27 protein-coding genes are annotated in these 22,660 nt (G+C 63.6%); 6 read left to right on the top strand and 21 right to left on the bottom strand.

The features are described 5' to 3' along the window. Positions 1–2 precede the first annotated feature (2 nt). The 5 genes from UU7_RS07720 to UU7_RS07700 form a co-directional block, all read right to left on the bottom strand. Positions 3–659 (bottom strand): LolA-related protein, encoded by a 657-nt coding sequence (locus tag UU7_RS07720; protein ID WP_007807040.1) that lies wholly within the window; start codon positions 657–659, stop codon positions 3–5. Next, a complete protein-coding gene (locus tag UU7_RS07715; protein ID WP_007807038.1) occupies positions 586–1,539 on the bottom strand; it encodes a lysophospholipid acyltransferase family protein in 954 nt (317 codons plus the stop codon). Before UU7_RS07715 ends, UU7_RS07720 begins: the two co-directional genes overlap by 74 nt. Beyond that, positions 1,536–1,841: an ApeI family dehydratase gene (locus tag UU7_RS07710; protein WP_007807036.1), complete on the bottom strand. Its 306-nt coding sequence runs from the start codon at positions 1,839–1,841 to the stop codon at positions 1,536–1,538. The genes UU7_RS07715 and UU7_RS07710 overlap by 4 nt, the downstream gene beginning before the upstream one ends. Continuing rightward, entirely contained in the window at positions 1,838–2,554 is a 717-nt protein-coding gene (locus tag UU7_RS07705; protein ID WP_007807034.1) for a COG4648 family protein, read from the bottom strand. The genes UU7_RS07710 and UU7_RS07705 overlap by 4 nt, the downstream gene beginning before the upstream one ends. A gap of 109 nt (positions 2,555–2,663) precedes the next feature. Then, the gene (locus UU7_RS07700) at positions 2,664–2,933 is read right to left on the bottom strand and encodes a phosphopantetheine-binding protein (RefSeq protein ID WP_007807032.1); all 270 of its coding nucleotides are present in this window, start codon (positions 2,931–2,933) and stop codon (positions 2,664–2,666) included. 92 nt (positions 2,934–3,025) lie between these two features. Here UU7_RS07700 and UU7_RS07695 point away from each other — a divergent pair, with 92 nt between their 5' ends. Continuing rightward, complete coding sequence (locus UU7_RS07695) at positions 3,026–4,018, top strand: chorismate transformation FkbO/Hyg5 family protein (RefSeq protein WP_007807031.1); 993 nt, start codon at positions 3,026–3,028, stop codon at positions 4,016–4,018. A 39-nt stretch (positions 4,019–4,057) separates the two neighbouring features. On the opposite strand, the gene glmU is transcribed toward UU7_RS07695, so the two are convergent. The 13 genes from glmU to queD form a co-directional block, all read right to left on the bottom strand. After that, positions 4,058–5,425 carry a bifunctional UDP-N-acetylglucosamine diphosphorylase/glucosamine-1-phosphate N-acetyltransferase GlmU gene (gene glmU / locus UU7_RS07690; RefSeq protein WP_007807029.1) on the bottom strand — a complete coding sequence of 456 codons (1,368 nt, stop codon included), beginning with the start codon at positions 5,423–5,425 and terminating at the stop codon, positions 4,058–4,060. Between the two features lie 71 nt (positions 5,426–5,496). Then, on the bottom strand, positions 5,497–6,033 hold the full coding sequence (locus tag UU7_RS07685) for an energy transducer TonB (RefSeq protein ID WP_007807028.1): 537 nt from the start codon (positions 6,031–6,033) through the stop codon (positions 5,497–5,499). Positions 6,034–6,205: 172 nt separating this feature from the next. Beyond that, on the bottom strand, positions 6,206–6,631 hold the full coding sequence (locus UU7_RS07680; RefSeq protein ID WP_007807027.1) for a F0F1 ATP synthase subunit epsilon: 426 nt from the start codon (positions 6,629–6,631) through the stop codon (positions 6,206–6,208). A gap of 124 nt (positions 6,632–6,755) precedes the next feature. Next, a complete protein-coding gene (gene atpD / locus UU7_RS07675) occupies positions 6,756–8,168 on the bottom strand; it encodes a F0F1 ATP synthase subunit beta (RefSeq protein ID WP_007807026.1) in 1,413 nt (470 codons plus the stop codon). 83 nt (positions 8,169–8,251) lie between these two features. Beyond that, a complete protein-coding gene (gene atpG, locus UU7_RS07670) occupies positions 8,252–9,169 on the bottom strand; it encodes a F0F1 ATP synthase subunit gamma (protein WP_007807025.1) in 918 nt (305 codons plus the stop codon). A 134-nt stretch (positions 9,170–9,303) separates the two neighbouring features. Next, positions 9,304–10,854, bottom strand: coding sequence for a F0F1 ATP synthase subunit alpha (gene atpA, locus UU7_RS07665; RefSeq protein WP_007807021.1), 1,551 nt, complete (start codon positions 10,852–10,854; stop codon positions 9,304–9,306). 149 nt (positions 10,855–11,003) lie between these two features. Continuing rightward, positions 11,004–11,537, bottom strand: coding sequence for a F0F1 ATP synthase subunit delta (locus tag UU7_RS07660; RefSeq protein WP_007807020.1), 534 nt, complete (start codon positions 11,535–11,537; stop codon positions 11,004–11,006). Positions 11,538–11,540: 3 nt separating this feature from the next. Continuing rightward, positions 11,541–12,011 carry a F0F1 ATP synthase subunit B gene (locus UU7_RS07655; RefSeq protein WP_007807018.1) on the bottom strand — a complete coding sequence of 157 codons (471 nt, stop codon included), beginning with the start codon at positions 12,009–12,011 and terminating at the stop codon, positions 11,541–11,543. A 104-nt stretch (positions 12,012–12,115) separates the two neighbouring features. After that, a complete protein-coding gene (atpE, locus tag UU7_RS07650; RefSeq protein ID WP_007807016.1) occupies positions 12,116–12,409 on the bottom strand; it encodes a F0F1 ATP synthase subunit C in 294 nt (97 codons plus the stop codon). A gap of 68 nt (positions 12,410–12,477) precedes the next feature. Continuing rightward, positions 12,478–13,296 (bottom strand): F0F1 ATP synthase subunit A, encoded by an 819-nt coding sequence (atpB, locus tag UU7_RS07645; RefSeq protein ID WP_007807013.1) that lies wholly within the window; start codon positions 13,294–13,296, stop codon positions 12,478–12,480. Between the two features lie 3 nt (positions 13,297–13,299). Further along, positions 13,300–13,665, bottom strand: coding sequence for an ATP synthase subunit I (locus tag UU7_RS07640; RefSeq protein ID WP_007807012.1), 366 nt, complete (start codon positions 13,663–13,665; stop codon positions 13,300–13,302). Between the two features lie 260 nt (positions 13,666–13,925). Next, complete coding sequence (locus UU7_RS07635) at positions 13,926–14,312, bottom strand: phasin family protein (protein WP_007807009.1); 387 nt, start codon at positions 14,310–14,312, stop codon at positions 13,926–13,928. A gap of 267 nt (positions 14,313–14,579) precedes the next feature. Beyond that, the gene (gene queD, locus UU7_RS07630; protein WP_007807007.1) at positions 14,580–14,936 is read right to left on the bottom strand and encodes a 6-carboxytetrahydropterin synthase QueD; all 357 of its coding nucleotides are present in this window, start codon (positions 14,934–14,936) and stop codon (positions 14,580–14,582) included. 817 nt (positions 14,937–15,753) lie between these two features. Between queD and UU7_RS07625 the strand changes: the two genes are divergently transcribed. The 5 genes from UU7_RS07625 (at position 15,754) to UU7_RS07605 (ending at position 20,167) form a co-directional block, all read left to right on the top strand. After that, a complete protein-coding gene (locus tag UU7_RS07625) occupies positions 15,754–16,053 on the top strand; it encodes a hypothetical protein (RefSeq protein ID WP_007807005.1) in 300 nt (99 codons plus the stop codon). Between the two features lie 5 nt (positions 16,054–16,058). Then, positions 16,059–16,472 (top strand): hypothetical protein, encoded by a 414-nt coding sequence (locus UU7_RS18295; protein ID WP_157582015.1) that lies wholly within the window; start codon positions 16,059–16,061, stop codon positions 16,470–16,472. Next, positions 16,465–16,788: a hypothetical protein gene (locus tag UU7_RS07615; protein ID WP_007807002.1), complete on the top strand. Its 324-nt coding sequence runs from the start codon at positions 16,465–16,467 to the stop codon at positions 16,786–16,788. Before UU7_RS18295 ends, UU7_RS07615 begins: the two co-directional genes overlap by 8 nt. After that, the gene (locus UU7_RS07610; protein ID WP_007807001.1) at positions 16,785–18,293 is read left to right on the top strand and encodes a DUF3987 domain-containing protein; all 1,509 of its coding nucleotides are present in this window, start codon (positions 16,785–16,787) and stop codon (positions 18,291–18,293) included. Before UU7_RS07615 ends, UU7_RS07610 begins: the two co-directional genes overlap by 4 nt. Before the next feature lie 506 nt (positions 18,294–18,799). Then, positions 18,800–20,167, top strand: coding sequence for a YagK/YfjJ domain-containing protein (locus UU7_RS07605; protein ID WP_007806999.1), 1,368 nt, complete (start codon positions 18,800–18,802; stop codon positions 20,165–20,167). Here UU7_RS07605 and UU7_RS19155 read toward each other — a convergent pair. The 3 genes from UU7_RS19155 to UU7_RS07595 all read right to left on the bottom strand — a co-directional run bounded on the left by UU7_RS19155 (position 20,146) and on the right by UU7_RS07595 (position 22,620). Next, a complete protein-coding gene (locus tag UU7_RS19155) occupies positions 20,146–20,199 on the bottom strand; it encodes a DUF4113 domain-containing protein (protein ID WP_083845961.1) in 54 nt (17 codons plus the stop codon). The genes UU7_RS07605 and UU7_RS19155 overlap by 22 nt on opposite strands. Before the next feature lie 532 nt (positions 20,200–20,731). Continuing rightward, the gene (locus tag UU7_RS07600; RefSeq protein ID WP_007806994.1) at positions 20,732–21,631 is read right to left on the bottom strand and encodes a recombination directionality factor; all 900 of its coding nucleotides are present in this window, start codon (positions 21,629–21,631) and stop codon (positions 20,732–20,734) included. Further along, positions 21,625–22,620 (bottom strand): YqaJ viral recombinase family nuclease, encoded by a 996-nt coding sequence (locus UU7_RS07595; protein ID WP_007806992.1) that lies wholly within the window; start codon positions 22,618–22,620, stop codon positions 21,625–21,627. Before UU7_RS07595 ends, UU7_RS07600 begins: the two co-directional genes overlap by 7 nt. Positions 22,621–22,660 lie beyond the last annotated feature (40 nt).

Here is a 22,660-nt window from a genome sequence, read left to right as displayed (position 1 = left end):
GCTCAGGGTGCGCCCTGGCACAGCGCCTGCAGCGCCTCGCGGGTTGGATCGGCGGGCATCTTCGCGGCCAGCGGCCCGAGCAGGTCGACGGCAAGATCACCGTCGGCCTCCTGCATGTGCATGCAGCGCGACTGCTTGCCGACGCCATCGATGCGGATGCTGGCCACCGTCTTCGCCACGCGCGCGTCGCGCGGCACCAGGGTCAGGACCCAGGCGCCGTCGGCCGTGCCCGTCTGGGTGATCTCGAAGGACTTCTGCAGGCGCGCCGCGTCGCCGCTGAGCAGGGCCACGAAGCTGTCCAGCAGCACCTGGAGTTGCGGCGCGCGCTTCAGCGAAAAGTGCCGCGCGCTCCTGCCCTCGCGCTGCTGGGTGACCTCGCCGTTGGCGATGGTGGAAGTCTCGTGCTGTGGCTGGTCGACGCGCCGCTGCAACTGGTCGCCGCCCAGCCACGACAGCTCGCCGGATACCACCAGCGGCTGCTGCAACACCTGCAGGAAACGCGCTTCGGCGAACGCCGCATGGGCGGGCGCCGGCTGTCCCAGCGCGGCGATCAGCGCTTGCGCCGGGGGAGACGAGGGCGCCGGCTCAGACGCCGACGCGCTCGCGCAAAACGTCAGCAGCAGGCTCGGCAGCAGGAGGTGCGTCTTGCCAGAAATCATAGAAATTGAACCAGTTGTAGGGGGCTACGCGGATGTAGTGTTCCAGTCGCTGGGCGTAGCGGGCAATCAGCGCATCGAGCGCGGGACCCCGATCATGCCGCGGAATCTCCACCCGTTCGCTGAACGGTTCGAACACCAGTCGATAGCGGTTGCCACCCAGATACAGGCCGAAGCACAACACGACCGGCACCTGCAGCGTATGCGCCAGCAGCCACGGGCTGATCGGAAACGGTGCCGACGAACCGAGGAAACCGGTGCGACGCAGCGTTTCGTGGCCGCGGCCACGATCGGCCAGCATCGCCACCAGTGCGCCGCTGCGGCAGGCCTCGGCCATCGCCAACGCGATGCTGGTACCGTCCTGCGCCGCATCGATCACGCAAGCGCCGATCTCCGGCGCCAGCTCCTCCAGCAGCTCGGTCATCGCCGGCGTCTTCTGCTTGTCCAGCACCACCCGCAGCGGCATGTCGGGCCTGCGCGCACCCACCGCGCGAAGGGCTTCGAAACTGCCCTGGTGGGAACCGAACAGCAGCACGCCACGACCGCGTGCATAGCGTTCGTCGAGCAACTCCAGGCCTTCGGTCTCGATCTGGAACGGCTGCTCGCCATGCGCCAGCAGGAAGATCCGATCGAGGATCGTGGCGGCGAAGCAATGGATGTGCTTCAACACCTGCCACGACGACACCGGCCCGTCCAGCACGCGTTCCAGATACTGCCGCGAGGCGAGCCGTTCCGGCCCCCGACGCACGTAGAAATACAGCGTGATCGGATACAGGCACAACCGGCCCAGCCGGCGGCCACCGTACAGCGCGATGCTGCGGATCAGCCAGATCGCGAAGCGGCCACCGCCTTCGGGCCGGCTCTGCCAGTGTTCGTTGCTCATGTCGCTCCCTCGACCACGCCACGCGCCAGCAAGTGGCCCTCGCGCCGGATCTCGAATCGGGCCCGCGTGCCTTCCGGCACGGCCCCGGTCAGGCACAAAGCGGCCGTTTCGCCCGGCAGCAGCGATGCCACGAATTTCGCCTCGAGCACCCGCGCCAGACGTTGTCCGCGCCAGTGACGCAGTGCCAGCGCAACCTGTTCCAGCAGGACCACGCCGGGAACCAACGGATGCCCGGGAAAGTGTCCCGGCAACGCCGGGTGGGTGGCATCGATGCGCAGGCTCTGCTCGAAGCAGTCGCTCATGAGGGCATCACCGGTTTGCCGCGCACCAGCTGCGGCCAGTGCAGCGCCAGTTGCAACAGCATGTCGTGCAGGCCCGGATGGCTGAGATGGCGCAGGCGCCAGCGTCGATACCCATATTCCAGCAGGAAGGCCAAAGCCAGCAACGCGTAGCAGCCCAGATGCAACCATGCAGCCGCCCAGCGCTCGGGGACTTGCAGCGGGGAGGCCACGCCGAAACGCTGCAGCAGGCCGCTGTGATCGGCGCACAACAGCAGCACGGTCAGCAGCAGCGCCTGCGCGCCAAGCAACACGGTCCAGAACCAGGTGAGCTGCCGCGCATAGGCGGCGACGCCCGGCTGCTGCAGACGCTCGGCCCCTTCGATGGCGATGATGAAGCGTTCCACCAGCGGCTCGGCGGTGGCCAGGGTGCGGCCGAACCAGATCGCCAGCAGTGCATTGATCAGCACCGGTACCGCCTCCAGCAGCAGCCCGGCGAATCCGCCCATCCACACCAGCAGCAGGCCGGCCAGCACCGCGCACCACAACAGCCACGCCGCGCCGCGCCGCGCCAGCATGGGCGGCAGCAGCAGGACGGTCAGCAGCAGGGCGAGCGCCAGCAGGGCGAAAATCTGTCGATGGCTCAGCGCACCGGCGATCGCCAGCAGTGGATACACCGGCAACAGGCACAGCGCAAAACGCCGCGCATGGTCGGGCGATGGAGAGGATGCCGTCATGCAAGATTCCGCGCGGGCCCCATCCGGGAGCTTACCCTGCCATTCCCGCGGGAAGACGGCGTGACGACGCGACAGCGGGCACCGGTGCGAACACGGAGGGTTGCCGACTTCAGCTGGCGCGATGCTGTTCGATGTGATCGGACAAGGTACGCAGGCTGGTGAAGATCTGCCGGTTGTCCGGATTGTCCGAACGCAACTGAAAGCCGTAGTGCTTGGACACTGCCAGGGCGATTTCCAGCGCGTCGATCGAATCCAGGCCCAGCTCGCCGCCGAACAAGGGTGCATCCGGTTCGATCTGATCCGCTGCGACCGACTCGAGGTTCAGGCATTCCACCACCAGGGTGGCCAATTCGTGCTGCGCTGCGGTCTGCTCTGCCATGCTCGATTCCGTACGTTGTTTTCATTGCCTCCCCCCGGTGGCAGTGGGCGCGGAGTGTAACATAGCGCCCTTGTCGTCCCCGGTTGTCGAGAATGGTTCAGGGAAGTGAAAATCCGCAGGTCGACTCGCTGGCGCGCCCCGCGCCGCGGGTTTCCTATCGCATGGCCGAACCCGCCGCAGCGCTGGCCGAGTCCGGCACGCTGGCGGCGTTCGGCTTCGGCAAGCACGCCCCGCGCAGCGGCGACCCGCGTCATCTGCAGGTGCCGCTGGAAGCGTTCGAGGGTCCGGCACCGCTGGAACTGTGGCAGGTCGATGCGCCGGTCAGCAGCGGCAGCGACGGTGCGATGCACTGGGCGGCCGGCGGCGGCTGGCTGTTTGCCTCGATCGAGCTGGACGAACGCGAACACGGCGGCGCCACGGCCACCGCGGAGCTGGCCTATCGTCAGTTGCACCAGCTGGTATCCGCGCGGGCGGAGCATCACGTGCAGCGCGTGTGGAACTACCTCGGCGCCATCAACCACGGTGATGGCGATGCCGAGCACTACAAGCACTTCTGCGATGGTCGTGCCAGCGGCATGGGCGATTTCTTCAGCGAAGGTTTCCCGGCCGCCACCGCGATCGGCCACCACGGCGACGCGCATCACTTGCAGGTCTACCTGCTGGCCTGCGACCGTCCCGGCCGGAAAGTCGAGAACCCGCGCCAGATCAGCGCCTGGCGCTACCCTCGCCAGTACGGCCGGACCCCGCCCAGTTTCGCCCGCGCGATGATCCTGCCGGCTGGCGACGTGCTGGCCATTTCCGGCACCGCCGCCGTGGTCGGCCATGCTTCGGCGCACCAGCACGACCTGGACGCCCAGCTCGCCGAAACCATGGTCAACCTCGACGCCTTGCTGGCCAACGCCGGCATGGCCAGCGGGTTCGACAGCCACTCGCCGCTGAAGGCGTACGTGCGCCATCGTGGCGACGCTGCCCGCGTGCGCGAGTTTCTCGGCCGCCGGCTGCCCGGCGTGCCGGTGCTGCTGTTGCACGGCGACATCTGCCGCAGCGAACTGCTGTTCGAGATCGACGGCTGGCGGTACGTCTGAGGAACGGGGGAACGGTTAGAGCATCCCCGTTCCGACCGACTACCGCTTCACCGGCCGCTTCCAGCCCTCGTAAGTCTGCTGCTTGCCGCGCGCCACGGTCAGCTCGCCATCGGGTGCGTCGCGGGTGATCACCGAGCCGGCGCCGATGGTGGCCTGGGCGCCGATCGACACCGGCGCGACCAGCGAGCTGTTCGAGCCGATGAAGGCGCCGTCGCCGATCCGCGTGAGATGCTTGTTCACGCCGTCGTAGTTGCAGGTGATGGTGCCGGCGCCGATGTTGACGCCACGGCCCACCTCGGTGTCGCCGAGATAGGTGAGGTGGTTGGCCTTGCTGCCTTCGCCCAGACGGGCCTTCTTGGTCTCGACGAAATTGCCCACATGCACGCCGGCATCCAGTTCAGTGCCTGGACGCAGCCGCGCAAACGGGCCGATCGTGCAGGGGCCATGGGTGACCACCCCGTCGAGGTCGCAGTGCGATTGCACCACGGTGCCGGCCGCCAGCTGCACATTGCGCAAGCGGGTGAAGGCACCGATGCGCACGTCATCGCCCAGCACCACGGAGCCTTCCAGGATCACGTCGATGTCCAGCTCCACGTCGCGCCCGGCGGTGACCGCGCCACGCACATCGATGCGCAGCGGATCGGCCAGGCGCACGCCGTCGGCAAGCAGGGCGTGCGCGGCGCGCCAGCGGAAGGCAGCCTCCAGTTCGGTCAGCTGCAGCGGATTGTTGGCGCCGGCGGCCTCGACCGGATCGGCGCACTCCACGCTCAACGCGGGATGGTTTTCCTCGGCCGCCATGCGGAAGATGTCGGTAAGGTAATACTCGCCCTGCGCGTTGTTGCGGTCGAGCCGCCCGATCCAGCCACGCAGGACTCCGGCACCGGCGATCAGGATGCCGGTGTTGACCAGGTTCACCGCACGCTGCACGTCGTCGGCGTCCTTTTCCTCGACCACGGCCCGCACGTGGGCATTGCCGTCGCACAGCACCCGGCCGTAGCCGCGCGGCTCCGCCAGTCGCATGGTCAGCAGGCTGAAGCCGCCCTCGGCTTCCACCAGTTGCCGCAGCGTCTCGACGCGGGTCATCGGCACGTCGCCATACAGCACCAGCACGCGCGCGTCGTCCGGCACCTCGCCCAGCGCCTGCTCCACCGCGTGGCCAGTGCCCAGGCGCTCGGCCTGCAGCGCCCAGCGCAGGTCGGCCTGGTCGGTGAACGCCGCCTGCACCTGCTCGCCGCAATGACCGTAGACGATGTGCAGCGCCGCCGGCTGCAACGCCCGCGCGGCGTCGATCACGTGCGCCAGCAACGGCCGGCCCGCCAGCGGCATCAGCACCTTGGGGCGGCTGGACTTCATCCGCGTGCCGGCGCCGGCCGCGAGGATGATGACGTGGAGTGGTGCGTGGTTCATGGTGTCGGCCCTGACGTGTTTCGATCGAAAAGCATAGCAGCCGTTTCGGCGCCGTTGCCGGCAAAGCTGACTCAGCCCTGCGCTGCCGCGGCCGAAACCGAGGGCTTGCCCAAGTGGCATTCGAAGCGGAAGACATAGGTGAGGCTGAATGGCCGCGTGCCGCTGTCGACCACGTGGCTGTTGCCGTCGGCGTCGGCAGCCCAGCGACTGATGAGCAGGGGCTGGAACCGCCACTGCCTGGCGGCGGCGCGCACCGCATCGATGAAGGCGTGCCGGCTCGCGTCGGCCTGCTGCTCGCCGGCCACCCGCACCTCGGCTACCGCGCCCTGGTCATCGACGATGACCAGCGCCGGCACCTCCTGCGGTGACGGGCAAGCGTCCAGCAGGCCCGGCGGATACACCGGCTTCACCCGCCGGAATGGTGTCGCGCCGCTGGATACCTCACCCATCGCCAGCTGGTAACTCACCGTGCCCGGCGGCATCTCGATCCGCCATGAGGCGTCGCCGGTGGCGTTCGGCTTGTTCGGTGCCGGTGACGTGACGCAGCCACCCAGCAACAGGAACAGCAGGCTTGCCGCCGCATGTCCCAGGTTCGTCCGCTTTCCCATGTCCCGCCCTTTCCGGTCATCCGAGGCCGGATCGTGCCGACATGAAAACGCCGGCACAAGGCCGGCGTTCGCAGTTCGCAATGTCCATCGAAGCAACCGCTTCATCCGCGGGTGCGACCGCGGATGGCCGCTTCCTGATCTTGGCTCTGCGCTCATGAACGAGCGCACAAACTCAGTGCTTCAGATTCTTGCGCAGACGCTCCAGCGCCTGCAGCTGGGTCATCGCTTCGGCCAGCTTGGCCTGCGCCTCGGCAATCTCCATCGCGTCGGTGCGGTTGGCCAGGGCAGTTTCGGCCTCCTGCTTGGCGCGCTGCGCCGAGGCCTCGTCCAGGTCGGCGGCGCGGGCCGCGCTGTCGGCCAGTACCGTGACCACCTGCGGCTGCACTTCCAGAATGCCGCCGGATACCCAGAACTGCTGGCGCTCGCCGCCGTCCAGCAGCACGTCGACATGGCCGGGCTTGAGGCGGGTGATCAGCGGTGCGTGGCGCGGCGTGATGCCGAGCTCACCGAGCTCGCCGGTGGCAACGACCATCGTCGCGTCGCCGGAGAAGATCTCGGCTTCGGCACTGACGATGTCGACGCGAATGGTTTGGGTCATGGCTTTTCTCGCTACGCTCGAAGGGAATGGGGGATCGGGAATGGGGAATGGTCAGGGGCGGAAGGAACCGGCGCTCTTGCTTTGCCGATTCCCCATTCTCTGTTCCCGATTCCCGAAAGCCGCCTCAGGCGGCTTTCTTGGCGCCCATGTCCTCGGCCTTCTTGATCGCCTCGTCGATGCCGCCGACCATGTAGAACGCCTGCTCCGGCAGGTGGTCGACGTCGCCGTCGACGATCATCTTGAAGCCACGGATGGTTTCCTTCAGCGACACGTACTTGCCCGGCGAGCCGGTGAACACTTCGGCCACGTGGAACGGCTGCGAGAAGAAGCGCTCGCACTTGCGGGCGCGCGACACGGCCTGCTTGTCCTCTTCGCTCAGCTCGTCCATGCCGAGAATCGCGATGATGTCCTTCAGTTCCTTGTAGCGCTGCAGCGTACCCTGCACGCGGCGGGCGACGTTGTAATGCTCTTCACCGATCACCAGCGGGTCGAGCTGGCGGCTGGTCGAGGCCAGCGGGTCAACCGCCGGGTAGATGCCCAGGCTGGCGATGTCACGCGACAGCGCCACGGTGGAGTCCAGATGCACGAAGGTGGTGGCCGGCGACGGATCGGTGTAGTCATCGGCGGGCACGTAGACGGCCTGGATCGAGGTGATCGAGCCGGTCTTGGTCGAGGTGATGCGCTCCTGCAGCACGCCCATTTCCTCGGCCAGGGTCGGCTGGTAACCCACGGCGGACGGCATGCGGCCCAGCAGCGCCGACACTTCGGTACCGGCCAGCGTGTAGCGGTAGATGTTGTCGACGAACAGCAGCACGTCCTTGCCCTTGCCCGACGCGTCCTTCTCGTCGCGGAAGTATTCGGCCATGGTCAGACCGGTCAGCGCGACGCGCAGGCGGTTGCCCGGCGGCTCGTTCATCTGGCCGTATACCATCGCGACCTTGTCCAGGACGTTGGAGTCCTTCATCTCGTGGTAGAAGTCGTTGCCCTCGCGGGTACGCTCGCCCACGCCGGCGAACACGGACAGACCCGAGTGCGCCTTGGCGATGTTGTTGATCAGCTCCATCATGTTCACGGTCTTGCCGACGCCGGCGCCGCCGAACAGGCCGACCTTGCCGCCCTTGGCGAACGGGCAGACCAGGTCGATGACCTTGATGCCGGTTTCCAGCAGGTCGGTCGCGGCCGCCTGCTCGTCATAGCTGGGCGCTTCGCGGTGGATGACCCACTGGTCCTGCTCGCCGATCGGGCCGGCTTCGTCGATCGGGTTGCCGAGCACGTCCATGATGCGGCCCAGCGTCGCCTTGCCGACCGGCACCTTGATGCCTTCGCCGGTGTTGCGCGCCTGCAGGCCGCGCTTCAGGCCTTCAGTGGAACCGAGCGCGATCGTGCGCACGACGCCGTCGCCGAGCTGCTGCTGGACTTCCAGCGTGATCTCGGTGCCGTCGATCTTCAGTGCGTCATACACCTGCGGCACCTGATCGCGGGGGAATTCCACGTCGACGACCGCGCCGATGATCTGAACAACTTTGCCCTGGCTCATGCTGATAGCTCCGGATGAATCTCTTTAGGTCTATTGCGGCGCCGCTTCGCGTCGCCATGAATTTTTTTCAAGAGCTGCCGCGGTTACACCGCAGCCGCTCCTCCCACGATTTCGGAAATTTCCTGGGTGATCGCGGCCTGGCGGGCCTTGTTGTAGACCAGCGTCAATTCGCCGATCACCTTGTTCGCGTTGTCCGACGCGCTCTTCATCGCGACCATGCGCGCGGCGTGCTCGCTGGCCAGGTTCTCCAGGGCCGCCTGGTACACCACGGACTCGATGTAGCGACCCAGCACGTGCTCCAGCACGGTCTGCGCGTCGGGCTCGTAGATGTAGTCCCAGTCGTGGCTCGCTTCCAGCTTCACGCCGGCGTAAGCCGACTCGCCGGCCGCCTGGTGGGCTTCCATTTCCGTGGCCACCAGCGGTAACGGCAGCAGCGCGTCGATGGTCGGCTTCTGCGTCATGGTGTTGACGAAGTCGTTGTAGGCGAGGAACACGCGATCCAGACCGTTGGACGTATAGGCGTCCATCATCACCTTGATCACGCCGACCAGCTGCTCCAGCCTGGGCTTCTCGCCCAGATGGGTGACGCTGCCGATCAGGTTGACGCCCTTGAGCCGACGGAAGAACGCCACCGCCTTCTGGCCCACCGCGACCACGTCGACCTGCACGCCCTGCTTCTGCCACTCGACGATGGCCGGCAGCAGGCGACGGAACAGGTTGGAGTTGAGGCCACCGCACAGGCCGCGGTCGGTCGACACCACGATGAAACCGACCCGCGCCACGTTGTCGCGCTGGGTCAGGAACGGATGGCTGAAATCCGTGCTGGCCTGGGCCACGTGCGCGATCACCTTGCGCATCGAGCGGGCGTACGGACGCGAAGCCTTCATCAGGTCCTGCGCACGACGGATCTTCGCGGCAGAGACCATTTCGAGCGCGCGCGTCACCTTGCGCATGTTCTGCGTGCTCTTGATCTTGGTTTTGATTTCGCGTCCGCTGGCCATGCTTTACTCGCTCGCTTTGCTCACTCGGGGGAATCGGGAATGGGGAATGGGGAATGGTTCAAAGCGGAGCGCGATGCGCCGTGGCTCTTCCTATTCCCGATTCCCGATTCTCTATTCCCTGTTCCCGGCTCCTCTTACCAGCTACCGGTCTTCTTGTACTCGTCCAGCGAGGCCTTGAAGGTCGCTTCGATGTCGCCATTCCAGTCACCGGTGGCCACGATCTTCTTCATCAGCTCTTCGTGGTTCTGGTGCATGAAGGCGTGCAGGCCCTTCTCGAACGCCAGCACCTTGTTCACCGGCAGATCGTCGAGGTAGCCCTTCTCGGCCGCGTACACCGACAGCGCCAGCTCGGCGATGGAAAGCGGCGCGTACTGCGCCTGCTTCATCAGCTCGGTCACGCGCTGACCACGGTCCAGCTGGGCGCGGGTGGCCGGGTCCAGATCCGAGGCGAACTGCGCAAACGCGGCCAGCTCGCGGAACTGCGCCAGCGCCAGCTTCACGCCGCCGGACAGCTTCTTGACGATCTTGGTCTGCGCGGCGCCGCCGACGCGGGACACCGAGATACCGGCGTTCACGGCCGGACGGATGCCGGCGTTGAACAGGTCGGTTTCCAGGAAGATCTGGCCGTCGGTGATCGAGATCACGTTGGTCGGCACGAACGCCGAAACGTCGCCGCCCTGCGTCTCGATGATCGGCAGCGCGGTCAGCGAACCGGTCTTGCCCTTCACTTCGCCATTGGTGAACTTCTCGACGTATTCCTCGGACACGCGCGATGCGCGCTCGAGCAGACGGGAGTGGAGATAGAACACGTCGCCCGGATACGCTTCGCGGCCCGGCGGACGCTTCAGCAGCAGCGAGATCTGGCGATACGCCACGGCCTGCTTGGAAAGATCGTCGTACACGATCAGTGCGTCTTCGCCGCGATCGCGGAAGTATTCACCCATCGCGCAACCCGAATACGGCGCCACGTACTGCAGCGCAGCCGACTCGGAGGCCGAGGCGACCACCACGATGGTGTGCGCCAGCGCGCCGTGCGCTTCCAGCTTGCGCACCACGTTGGCCACCGACGAGCGCTTCTGGCCGATCGCCACGTAGATGCACTTAATGCCCGAACCCTTCTGCGCGATGATCGCGTCGATCGCCAGCGCGGTCTTGCCGGTCTGGCGGTCGCCGATGATCAGCTCGCGCTGGCCACGACCGACCGGGATCATCGCGTCGACCGACTTGTAGCCGGTCTGCAGCGGCTGATCGACCGACTTGCGCCAGATCACGCCCGGCGCGACCTTCTCGACTTCGGCGTTGAGCTTGGCGTTGATCGGACCCTTGCCGTCGATCGGGTTGCCCAGCGCGTCGACGACGCGGCCGAGCAGTTCCGGGCCAACCGGCACTTCGAGGATGCGGCCGGTGGTCTTGGCAGTGTCGCCTTCGCGCAGGTGCTGGTATTCACCCAGCACCACCGCGCCGACCGAGTCGCGCTCGAGGTTCAGCGCCAGCGCAAACGCGTTGCCCGGCAGTTCGATCATTTCGCCCTGCATCACGTCGGCCAGGCCGTGGATGCGCACGATGCCGTCGGACACGCTGATGATCGTGCCCTCGTTGCGCGCTTCCGCGCCGAGCTTGAACTGCTCGATGCGGCTCTTGATCAGTTCGCTGATCTCGGACGGATTCAGTGTGCTGCTGGACATGGTTGTTATCCCAAAATCGAAAGCTTTGTTGAAGAGTCCGGCCATGGATGGCCGGTTTTGCCCTTCGCGAAATGGACTTCGCGTTTAATCAATTTGTCCGGCCATGGATGGCCGGTTTTGCTTTTCGCGAAACGGACTTCGCGTGAAACTTATTGGCTCAACGCACCGGCCAGCTGCGCGAGACGTCCGCGCGCCGAACCGTCGATCACTTCCGTGCCGGTATCGATCACCACGCCGGCCAGCAGCGAGGCATCGACCGAGGTCTCCAGTTCGATCTCGCGCTTGAAACGGCGCTTCAGCGAAGCCTTGAGCTGTTCGGACTGCGCTGCGTCCAGGCTCATCGCGCTGGTCACCTTGACCAGCAGCTGCGACTCGGACTCACGCTTGAGCGTCTCGAACAACTCGGCCACTTCGGGCAGCAACACCAGCCGACGCTGTTCGGCCATCTCGCTCAGGAACTGACCGAACGGCGCATCGACCGCCATGCCGGCTGGCAGATGCAGCGCCACCAGCTGAGCCGGCAGCACCCGCGGATCGTTGCCGAGGCCGGCCACCAGCGGGTCGCCGGCCACCGCCGCCGCAAACGCCAGCGACTGCGACCACGAAGCCAGCGTGCCGGACGCGTGCGCCACTTCAAACGCGGCGCGGGCGTACGGACGGGCGAGAGTGATTGCCTGAGCCATCGATCAGATCTCGGCCGCAAGCTGGTCGAGCAGGGCCTTGTGCGTCGAGGCGTCCACCTCGCGCTGCACGATCTTGCTGGCACCCTGCACCGCGAGCGCACCGACCTGCTCACGCAGCTGGTCGCGCGCACGCTGCGCCATAGACGCGATGTCGTCCTGCGCCGCGGCCTTCAGACGGTTGATCTCGCTGATCGCTTCGCCACGGGCCTTTTCGATGATCTGATTGGCCTGCTGCTGGGCCTTGTCGATGATCTCCGACGCCTGCAGGCGCGCCTGCTTGATCTCGCCAGCCACCTTCACGTCCGCGCTCTTCAGCTCGGCGTGGGCGCGCTCGGCGGCATTCAGGCCTTCGGCGATCTTGACCTGGCGATCTTCGATGGCCTTGTTGATGTGCGGCCAGATGAAGTGGACGCTGAACCAGATCAGGATGGCGAACGAAATCATTTCGCCAATCAAGGTCGCGTTGAAATCCATCGCTGCGTTACCTGTAAATACGGAACAAGACAAACGCGGGAATCAGGGAAACCCGCGCCAGATACGCGATGACGCCTCGACGGGCGCCATCGCGAGCGTGCTTCTTACTGACCCGCGCCAGCGGCGGACAGCACCTTGCCCAGCAGCGGGTTGGCCACGGCGAAGTACATCGCCAGCGCCACGCCGATCAGGAACGCGGCGTCGATCAGACCAGCCAGCAGGAACATGCGGCCCTGCAGCAGCGGCACCAGCTCCGGCTGACGCGCGGCGGCTTCAAGGAACTTCGAACCCATGATGCCGATACCGATACAGGCGCCGAGCGCACCAAAACCGATGATCAGGCCGAGCGCGATGGCGGTGAAGCCCTGGATTTGTGCAAACTGGACGAGATGTTCCACGGTAGTCTCCTGAGAAATTCAAACTGGAATAGACAAAGCGGTTGCAGCAGATGATTCGAAGATGCCGATCAGTGGTGATCGTGCGCCATCGAGATGTACACGATCGTCAGCACCATGAAGATGAACGCCTGGATCGAGATGATCAGGATGTGGAAGATGCCCCACACCGTGTAGCCGATGATGCCCGCACCATACAGCGCCCAGCCCGCCAGGCCGGCACCGGCGCTGAACAGGCCGGCGATCAGCATGAACACCAGCTCGCCTGCATACATGTTGCCGAACAGTCGCATCGCCAGGCTCACCGGCTTGGAGGCAAGCTCGACCAGGTTCAGCGCGAAATTGGGGATCCACAGCAGCGGATGCTTGCCGAACGGCGCGGTGAACAGCTCGCTCATGTAGCCGCCGGCGCCCTTGGCCTTGAAGCTGTAGAAGATGATCAGCACGAACACCGTCAGTGACATCGCGAACGTCATGTTGATGTCGGCGGTGGGCACGGCGCGGAAATGACCCACGCCGAACTTCTCGGTGATCCACGGCAGCAGGTCGACCGGCAGCAGGTCCATCGCATTCATCAGGAACACCCAGACGAACACGGTCAGCGCCAGCGGCCCCAGCACGCGGCGATCACCGTGGAACACGTCCTTGACCTGGCCATCGACGAACTCGAGGATGATCTCGACGAACGCCTGACCCTTGCCCGGCACGCCGGCCGTGGCCTTGCGCGCCTTCAGCCAGAACCACAGGCAGAACAGCACGCCCAGCACCAGCGACACGGTGACCGAGTCGACGTGCACCGCCCAGAACCCGCCCTCGCTGGCATGCGGAGTCAGGTGCTTGAGATGGTGCTGGATGTATTCGGTAAGACCGCCAGTCGGCTCGCTTGCCATGGATCAACCCTTGAATCTGAACGCCAGCAGATAAACCGCGTAAGCCGCCGCCAACCCCGTGATGGCGGCCAGCGGTGGCAACTTGAGTTGGAACAGGATCACGATCAGCCCTCCGACGATCACGATCCATTTCAGGAGCACGCCCGTCAGCAAACGGCCCAACGCCTGACCCGCGCCCGTCACGCCGCTGAAGAATCGCGCCGACATCAGCGCGGTACCCAGCGCCACCATCGTCGCGCCCGCAGCAGCCGAAACCGCTTCACGCGGTCCCGATGCGAGAAACACGAGGCCGACCAGCAACGCCACCAGCAACTGCAGCAGGACAATGCGCAGCGCGATGCGTCGACCGGAGGCAAGACTGTTGAGCAACGTAGCTTCTCCGCGCGGCCTGCAGCAGGCGGCACCGATACAGCTGCGGGCCACTATCCAATCCGTAAAAGTATAGCAGTTGAAAAGTTGCCGGGACAAGCCGTGAAAGCTGCGACATTGTCTCCCGCGGCACGCTTAACGCATTGAATTGTGAACCCCGCGGAGCCCTGCCACAGGATCTTTCGAGGCCACACGCAAACAGGGCCGGAACGAAGTCCGGCCCTGTTCGGGTCACGCAGAGCGCAACTGATCCCGCCTGATTACTTGGCGGAAGCCTTCTTGGCGGCCACCGGCGCGGCGACCGCGTCATTGGCAGCCTGACGCTGCTCCTGCACGAGGGCATTCAGCGACTCGGCGGTCTTCTGGGTCACGGCGATCACTTCCTGCGAAACGGCCACGGCGCGCTCCGCATTCTCGCGGCTCAGGCTGCTGCCCTTTTCCCACAGGCTGCGCAGGCCGTCCATGTCGCGGGTTTCCATCGCCTCGGCGACGAACTGGGCGGAGACCCTGGACTGCTCCTCGAGCGCCTTGAGCTGCAGCTCGGCGACCGTCTCCAGGCCCTTCAAGGCCAGCGACTGCGCCTTGAAAGCGCTGTCGGTGAACTGCTTGGTGAAAGCGAAAAGCTGGTTGTTGAACTGCTGCGTCATGGCTTGGTCCTCGTTGAGGATGGGGTAGTGGCAGCCATTCTAGCGAAAGATTTTGTGCAGTGCAATATATATTTCCGGGCGACAACCAGACCATCGGGGAAATATTCAGGAAAAACGATCTGTTGGAGTCGCCATGGGCCACATCGCGCCGCGTCAAAGCGCTCATCCCGAAACCAGTCAACCCCGCCCTCGACCGAAGACTGCAGAGCCGGGCACGGTCAGGTGGGTTGGCCAGGAAAGGGGCCCGGCGAAAGTCAGGCGTCCGGGTCACATGCCCCGGTATCGACATCCCGACGTGCAGGTTTCATGCACCACCACTTCGGAAAGCAGCGGCAGCGCGGGCTTCAGCCGATCCCAGATCCACACCGCCAACCGCTCGCTGGTCGGATTCTCCAATCCCTGGATGTCATTGAGATAGTGATGATCGAGCTGTTCGTAGAGCGGCTGAAACACCGCTTTGACATCGCCGAAATCCATCACCCAGCCCGACTCCGCGCCCACATCGCCAGTCAAATGCAACTCGACCCGGAACGAATGCCCATGCAGCCGCGCGCATTTGTGGCCCTCCGGCACGTTGGGCAGGCGGTGGGCTGCTTCGAGAGTGAATACTTTGAAGATGTTCATCGGTCGATTGTACAGCCCGCCGGAAAGCCGCTCGGCATCGGTAGAAAGAGGACACTCCCAGCCAGCCTGCGCCGCAATGACCTCACGAACAGAGGCCAGCTTCCACCTGAGGACGTGGCTGACGGAACACAGGAAGAAATCGCAGGCGCCAAGAAAGTCGGGCACCTTGGTTATGCAAGGCCTGCGATCGACTTCCGCGATTTGCAAAGAGGCGTTTGGTGGTATGGGTGGACTCGAAAAATATCAGTAAATTAGCAATTTCACTAGCCTTTTCCCGAAGACGAAACAGCACCTGCCCCCAAAACTGCCCCCAGTCGTTATCGCCAATGAAACAACAATCACATGTGGCCCCATAGGTCGACGAGCTGGACGTCCGGCTGACTTATCACACCGTACCAAACCGTCTATATCTGTCCAAGCCAAATCTACACGGGGCATCTGGAGCTGCTATCCAGTGATGGATGATGACGAGGAAATAGCTGCACCGCCACCTTGCGCAGGCGCAAGAATTCTGCTCAAAATACGGCGTGGGCGAGATCGCTGGAACTTCTCGCATCCATAGCCCGCGCATCGCAACGGGCCAGCCGCATCAAACCCCTTAGGGACCTGACAAGCGGCTTCTACAACGCCAGACGGCGGAAAGGTAACCCGCGAAATTAATCCTCGGCGCGCAATGACGACGCTCAGGTCGATGCGAGGCGTCGCATCGGGCTCCGGCCATATCCCCTGCATAGCGACACCATCCTGTTTCGCGCGAGTGAACAGGCTCAGTGGATTCACGCCGGTCGTTCATTAGCCCTTTCGCGGAGTACAAGACATGCCCATTACGCGCGTGCCTTCTGCGGGCCAAGCAGGCCCCTTCAACTCGTTGCACGCGGCGTTCAACGCCGCTGGGATCAATGATCCCCATGCCGACATCAGCTTCAAGGACGGCTGTATTCGCATGCGCTTCTTCCACCGCCTGAACTACAAGATCGCACTCAAACGCCAGCAGGACATGGATGCCTTCGAGGTCGTTGTGGGCCCCCGCCTTCCGGAGGCGTACTGGAAAGACGGCCGCCAGTGGTTCAACGTGGGTGAAGTCGACGCCTACGCGGCAGCTTCGCAGAGCGAGTAGCCGCCATGACGAAGCACCTCCTAAGCACTTTCGGCAACGAAGGTGGCGGCAGCGTTCGTCCAAGCCGTGCGCGTCGAAGCACACCTCAAGAAGTTGAGGATTTCCCGGTATCAGGAAATGTCGGGCTCCACCAATGCCTGACGTTCGCAGGCCTTTCCAATTCGAAGGCTTATCAGGATGGCCTCGTCCCGATGTACGACGACAAGCGCAACCGCATTGATCCCGGCAAGGAGGCACCATTCCCGTGGCTACCCATGCCGGACTCGATCGTCCGTGAACCTGGCCAACGGAAGCTCTTCCTCGCCGAAGAGATCCGGGCCTGGCGGGATGCCATTACCCATCGCTCGCGTCAGATCGACGGCATCACCCTCAACAGCCCCAACGCGCTGTACGCGCGCGGAGACAACCATCATGGGTAACAACACCATCACGAAGGAAGTCGTCTCCATTGACGATGACCTTATCGACCAAGCCATCGTGGCCATCGAGTCAACGGAGCCGACGCCTGAGGAGCACGAAGCCGAGCAGCTCGCCAGGCTGATTCCTTCGATCCGCGCGGCGATGGACCGCGGCGAATCCCACGACAAGATCCGCAAGAAGGTGAAGTCCGCTATTCCGGCTCTTCACTACACGAAAGTGAATGCACTCCTCGCGACTGCAGCAAAGCTTGGTTGCGACCAGCCCGAACATGCTGATCCGGGCGACCGGATGCCCGACAAGGAGGGCGCACCATGAGCTTCGGATTTAATGGGGGATGGCATCACAAGGCCGCCCTCCCTGACTTCACGCCCATCCTTCGCAGCTTTCCGATTGAGGCGCTGCCTCCCGCTTTGCGGGAGGCAGCGCTGTATGTCGCCAAAAGCAAGCGCATCAACACCATCATCGCGGGCATGACCGCCAATGGCGTGCTGGGTCTGCTAACGCAGAACCTCGCTCGCTTTAAGATGCCCGGTGAAAAGGCTGAGACGCGACCTGCATCGGTCTATTCCCACGTGATCGCTCCCTCTACGGCAGGAAAGACCAGGGCTCTGAAGGCGTTCATCCCGGTGGTTGAGGCCTACGACCAAGCGATGATTGCGTTGCACGAGCACGCCGTGCACCAGTTCAATCTGGCGCATGGCGATTGGGTGGACGACCGTAAGGGACTTCAAAGGGAGAAGAGGAAGCTCCGGGCCAATAACAAGCCTTGGCAACACCTTCAGGCCGCACTCGACGAGCTGGGCGGGAAGGAGCCCGTTGCCCCGGTCGAAGCGCGACTGCTAGTTAGCGACATCACGACCCGCCGCTTCATCGACCAGCTCAAGGGATCGGGTCGCTCGATCGCTTTGGTGAGCGACGAAGCGGACATCGTTTACGAAAACCTCCCCCGCCTGTGTCGTCATCTCAACCGCGGCTTTGACGGCAGCCACATCACGCTCGATCGTGCAGGCGGCGAAAGCGTCATCGGCCATGATCCACGCGTCAGCGTGTTCCTGATGGTTCAAAACGAAATCATTGATGACTTCGAACGTACCCATGGCATGAAGATGCGCTCGATCGGCTTTTGGGGACGGAACCTATTCGGCACGGCTGGCAAAGTCGTGGACGATCGTTATCTCGCCGACGTCCTCGTTTCCTCGCAGGCGCTGGATGCGTATCACGATACTCTTCGCCGTATGGCCGTTGAGATTGATCGTCGCAGGTCCCAGGGCATCACCGCCCTTGACGAGATTGAGCTCGATGACGAAGCGCTCAAGTATTGGCTCGACTTCGAGCAGGAAATCTTTCGCCGCGCGAATAGCGAAGGAGACATCCGCGAGGCCGGCGATCTGGCGGATGTCAGTGACTTCGCGTTTCGTGCGGCTGAGCATGCGGGCCGCCTGGCCACTATCTGGACGGTCGCTCTCGGGGAGAAGAGGATTTCCTTGGAGACGATCCAAGGTGCCATCGAGGTCATTCGATTCCACCTCGCGGAGTTCCAGGACCGCTATTCGCTCTTCAATATGGTACCTACGGTTGTCTTGCAAGCGTATGACCTCGACAAGTACCTTCGACGCCTTTGGAGCAGGGGCCACCGATCCGTACCGAAGGGCTTCATCGAACGGAACGCCAAGGATGATCTTCGTGACATACCCAATCTCGACGCCGCCCTGGAGCTGCTGCGACTGATGTCGCGAGTCCAGCTTCTTCCAGGGCAAGGTAGGGGGCAGCGGATCGTTCACGTACCACAGCCCGGAATACCGTTCCGGTTTAGTCGATAACCACCTGCCGGCCAGCCTTCGAGCTGGCCGGTTTTTTTTGCACGGCCGCCGCTCGTTCTTTCACGAAATTTGATGGTACCCCTCAAAACCGTGCGACTTATGCGACTACCGCATGATCGCTCGCATTCATAGGGACACCCCGCCTGCCCTATATGGCCCCACCAGGGGACGCGCGGCGCCCTGCTATGCCGCCCCTGACGCCAACGCGAGCATCTCGCGTTGGCGCGGCCACTCAGGCGCAGGTGCTTCTCGTCCACCTGCCTAGACCACTCGCAGCACATTGAACCTCACGAGCAATAGCCGCTACTCGCTGCCCGGACGCCGGCCATACGGACGTATGTGGCGCATACCCTCAGGTCACTAAGTCAACAATGGTATGGGAACCATGAATTGCCGGCATTCGCCCGACTTCGAATCACCATGCCCGGGGCATGGCGCCATTATTGACTCGCCACCATTCCGGTTCTCTATCTAATGGGAATGGGATTGAAGACGGGATAGAAACAATGGATGAGTTGGGTATGGAAATGTCAGGCAATCAGTCATGGACTGCACAAATCCAACCCTACGAGATGATGACGATGGACATTCAATGCGACAGCTACCAAGCCATGGACACAACGTTCGACGCACTCGATGAGGAGTTGGAAAGGCAAGCCATCGAAAGCGAGATGACCTATCAGGCCATGTCGAAGCACCTCATCTACAACAGCGACGGTACAACGGCCATCTCCGATGAACCCGAATGCTTGTACTGGATACGCAAAGCCGACCGTCTGGCCAGGCGTATCAGCAGCAACAACCACCGCCTGGTCACGGCCGATCGCGATCAGCGGTGGAGGCTAAAACTTCCCGGCCAGCAGTACCGCCTTACATCCCTTGGTGAGGCCGTTTGGAATCTGTGTCGCTCGGGTATACCCATGATCGAGCGAGCCTGCCCCAGCAGCCGTTACAGAGGGCGCTACGCATGGCCAACTCTACCCCGGAACAAGCCAGAGGCATTGGCTCAGACCGAAAGCATGACCACACGTTTCAACCCATTCATCACCGTCATGATCCGCGCATGTCAAGTCGCCATGCCCGCCATCAGGCATGCCGATGGATTCGGCAAGGATCTGAGCAACGCGAAGCTTCGCAGTCGTATTGAATGGATCACACGCTTCGTGCGTCGATGCTGTCGTTCTTCGCGCTTTCGACGCATCGAGGCAAATCGCGTCAAGCTGGAGAAGAAAGACTTACGTTCCTGCTGTCAGTATATGGTCGAAGGCTTCCAGCAACATTCGAAGCTGCTCGTGCTGCGTGTTGATCTGTACATCAAACCGACGCACAAAACACATGAAGATGTCCGCATCGCCGAGAAGTGCATGAAGCACTACCTGCGCGCGCTCTCTGAAGACCGCATTGTCCCTGACGTGCAGCGATGGATTTGGAAGAGAGAGTGCGGCTTCGACCGCGGCATCCACTACCACCTCCTGGTCGCTCTTGATGGCCACAAGCACCAAAACGCCTGTGATCTATCAATCATGCTCGGCGAAGCGTGGCTGAAGCGGTGCGGCCATCTGCGGGCCAGCTATTTCAATTGCTGGGTGCGACGCCTCGAATACGAGTACAACGCGATCGGTTCAGTCCATATCAGCGACCGGTCGATGCTGATGGGTATCCGGGAAGCCATCCGCTACATCGTCAAAGGCGACGGCTTCGTGATGACTGGTCACAAGAGGAACCTTCGGCGCGGCAACATGAAAGCACGTGGTGGACTGCTCAAGCGTGGTGCGCCACGTAAGGATGGACATGACATGTCTCCGGTCTATGAAATCCTGGGCGACCCGAGCAACATGAAGAGGGCCGAACATCAGTGGACTTCACGCAACTGATGCCAGTCGGTCGTGTAGCACGGGCTCAGCATGCCCCGTTGCACCGTCCAGGCTCACCGTGACCACGCGCAGGAACAGTTCCAGCGGGTAGCGGGGTTGTGCATGGTTTCGGTGGCCCAGTCGGCATACGTCCAGACCTGGCTCTAGAGATCGCGGTAGGTGGCCTCGCTTCGCAAGTAGGCGAGCGTGAGTTCCTCGAAGTAGTTGCCCTTTTTCCGCTCGGTGACGGCGGCCTGACGGTAGGTGTTCAGCAAGGCACTCATTGGTTCTCCTTGTGCGCATCGCGGGCGCAAGCGGGGAGTCTATCGCAGGCACGGGCGCCGCTCAGGCTGGAGGCGCAACGTGAAGGCCTATTCGCCCACGCCAAGCGGCAAAGCAGGCAAAAGAAAGATGGCTCACCCAAAGTACGGGAGGGGGCGCAAGCCCCCTCCCGTCTATGCCGCCGACTGGCCTACGCATCGGGGCCGCCGTTCCTGTCTTGCAGGAACCGCGCCAGCCCGTACAAGGCAAAGCCGTACACCACCACACCACCCACGATTGCGAACATTGCCGTTTCCCCCGTGGCTATCCACCGTGGCCGGCTGCCGCCACACGCGCTTCGAGGCGACCTTTCAGGCCGGAGCCCGTGGACACGCGTGCTTCCGCGCGCTGCTCGCCACCACCATCAGGGTAGAACTCCTCCACCACCGCGGGCACGTCCTCTTCCAGCTCCTCGAACGCCCCATTGGCGAAGCCCCTGCGCGCAGACTCGTCCAGTGCCGCCTGGTCAAATCCGCAGACTCGCCGCTGCTCATCCCGCTCCCGTGCCTGGGCGATGGCCTCTTCCAGCGTCAACGCGTCGCGCACCACCAGATCCACGTAGTAGATCGGCGCACGGTGGCTTTGCGTGGTGGACTTGCCGCGCAGCTTCAGTTCCAGCGGCAGGCAGGCCAGCAGCCCGCCCGACACCGCGCTGAAATACTCCAGCCGTGCCGCCAGCGTACGGATAGTGTTGAAGGACGTGGTGCGCAGCACGAACGAACCCAATGCATCCCCTTCGCCATCGCCCACGAGCACATTCAGACGCGCGTAGGCCTTGCACTCGCCATTGGCGAAGCCGCACTGGTCTGGCCCCACACAGGGAAGGGCATCGACGCCGCCCTTACCCGCGCGACGACAGGTCTCGCCATTGCCCACACACACTGGCCGGCCCGAGGTGCGATCGAACAGCGAGTAGTCGGCCCGCAGGTTGAGCGCCGGGTCGTTGAACAGCATTCGTACCGGGATGGATCGCAGCTTGCCGCCAGCTTCTTTGCGCAAGGCTTCGTCCAGCGGATGCAAGATCCAACCATCGCGACTCTGCACTTGGGTAGTCAGGGTGAACTGGTCGTCCTTCTCCGGTAGGCGCTTGCCGTTGCGTTCGACCACACGCCCGATGGAAATCCGCCCGATCACGGGCGGGGTGATAGCCAGGCCTTTCAACATGGGGAAACTCCTTCGGTGGCATCGGGTGAGAGAGACAGCACGAACCGGCGCGAACCGGGGCGAGGTACGGTGTACTGCGCAGCCAGCGCGGGGTAATCGGCTGCTAGCCGTTTGGTGTCGATGCTGGCGCCATCTTTGGATCGCTTGTAGGTCACCTCGCCGCGAGCAAACAACGCCTTGCTGGCGTCGCCCATCGCTTGCTGGATCGCCTGCTTGAGCTGCTCGGCGACGTGCGCCTTCTCATCCAGCTCGGTCTTCAGCGCCGACAGCGAGGTGAAGGTCTGGCAAAGGGCCTCGTCGTCCGTGAAATCGAGCGACGTATCGTTACCGGGGTAGAGCTGGCGCAGGGCTCGCGCGGATGACTCGCTGCCATCGGAAGGTGGATCGATGTCGTGCTGCACGTACTCCCAAAACTTCGTCTCCAGCACGATCAGACGGGCGATCACCTCGTCGTCCCGTTTGATGCGATGGATCTCCAACTGTTGCCCACACAGCAGCACTGCGACATCCGCCGCCTGCTGGCCAGTCACGGCGAGCTGGTGCTGCACCTGCAACTGCACGTACTCCGGCACGCCGTCCTTCCACAGCCGCGCGCCGAACTCGCCAGCCGTCTTGCATTCCAGAATTTGCACGTCCGGGCAGCCCACGACCTCCCGGTCGATGTTGGCCAGCATGAAGTTGAAGGTAGGGTGTTGGAGCACGGCGTTGACACGCCTAACCTTGCGCCCGGTCTTCTCTTGGTAGGCCGTAGCCACGAAAGGTTCGAGCAGCGTGCCCCAGTAGCGGGGATCCTCCATGCCTGGACTTTCCGCGTGCGCGACGACACGCCCGGTTTTCTCCGCCCACAGCTCCAGCGGGCTCTTGTAAGGGTTCAAGCCGACCGCGGTGGCGGCATCGGAGCTGCCGATACCGCCCTGGCGCACTTCCAGCCATTGGCCCCGGTCGAGTGTGCGTGTATCGACCAACCGCAAGGCAGATCGCTTTTTCATCGTGGTTCTCCCAAAAGAAAAAACCCGGCCAGAGGGCCGG

The organism is Rhodanobacter spathiphylli B39 (assembly GCF_000264295.1).
In the GTDB taxonomy this organism is placed as follows: domain Bacteria; phylum Pseudomonadota; class Gammaproteobacteria; order Xanthomonadales; family Rhodanobacteraceae; genus Rhodanobacter; species Rhodanobacter spathiphylli.
This window is presented reverse-complemented; position numbering and strand designations above follow the sequence as displayed.